Below are 1070 nucleotides of genomic sequence, written 5' to 3'. Positions count from 1 at the left end.
ATAGATCGTAGAAAATACCTCTTCTTTTAAAGCGTCTGTTTGAAAAGTTAAGCTCATCTGAATGAGTCTTTCTTTTGAATGGAAGTAGTTGTAAAAGGTTGCTTTGGGAATTTGGGAGTCGGCAATAATTCGGTCTACCCCTACCTTATGAAACCCGTATTGGTTAAATAAATCTTTTGCCGTGTGGAGCACTCGCAATGCTCTAAATGAAGCTTCTAAATTTTTCATGTATATCGTTTAAAATAATTTTTTGTTGTAAATAAAAGAGATAGAAATGCCGTCGCTCTTAAATTGAGCGCTAAATACAGACATGCAAAAGCCGCACAAAAATGGTGTGCTCGCCTATCTCGGGTTTTATTGTTGCTATGATTTTTTAGTCGTAACGATGTTTAGATTTAAAAACCTAGAGTCGATTCAACCGCTTTATAGACTGTTTAAGTGGTATAGACAGAAAGACTTTGGCAAAAACCAATAAATGAGAAGAATTAGTACGCATAGCGAACTCCTTTGGCTATAAAGAAGTTTCACCACATTACTGCTAAATAATGGTGGCGAAACGAAAGAGGGTTAGCAGACTGGAGCCAAAGAATCCAGCACACCCGAAGGTGTCCCCCTCCCGTTCCGCCGCAGAGGGGGCACGCAGGGATTCCCACAAAAAAGAGAGACTTTTTCGTGTGCTTTGGGTAAATACGGCCTGCTAAAACCGACTGGCAATGTGGCCAGCAGGCAAAGGATAGTGCTCTGCCCTATTACAGTCAAGCACACAAAATGACATTTGTTTTAAAATAGATCATTAAAAACTAAGGATAAATAATTAAAAATTATTGTTAATTTAGGATTTATAAAGTCTCGGTTTAAAGGCCTTTAAATCTCTCAGTTGACTGTATAAAAAGGCATAACAAAATCAGTAAAACTTCGCTTCACCAGCAGGACGAGTTTTAAACCTTCTATGAAACCACATGTATTGTGTTGGGGCGATCCGAATCTGGTTTTCAATAATTTTATTGACGCGTTCAGCATCATTCACTTCGCATTCGCTAGGAAAATTATCAAGTTTAGGTTCTACTAGT

1 protein-coding gene and 1 pseudogene are annotated in these 1070 nt (G+C 38.2%); both read right to left on the bottom strand.

Translation table 11 applies throughout. The features are described from left to right. Nucleotides 1-228, bottom strand: a 228-nt coding sequence (locus VXQ92_RS20735) for a TetR/AcrR family transcriptional regulator (RefSeq protein WP_416683041.1), incomplete at its 3' end; no start/stop codon positions are given. Between the two features lie 676 nt (nt 229-904). Then, nucleotides 905-1070 (bottom strand): annotated as a pseudogene (locus VXQ92_RS20730) (lauroyl acyltransferase); the annotation flags it as partial.

Source organism: Acinetobacter sp. 228, from assembly GCF_048147885.1.
This window is presented reverse-complemented; position numbering and strand designations above follow the sequence as displayed.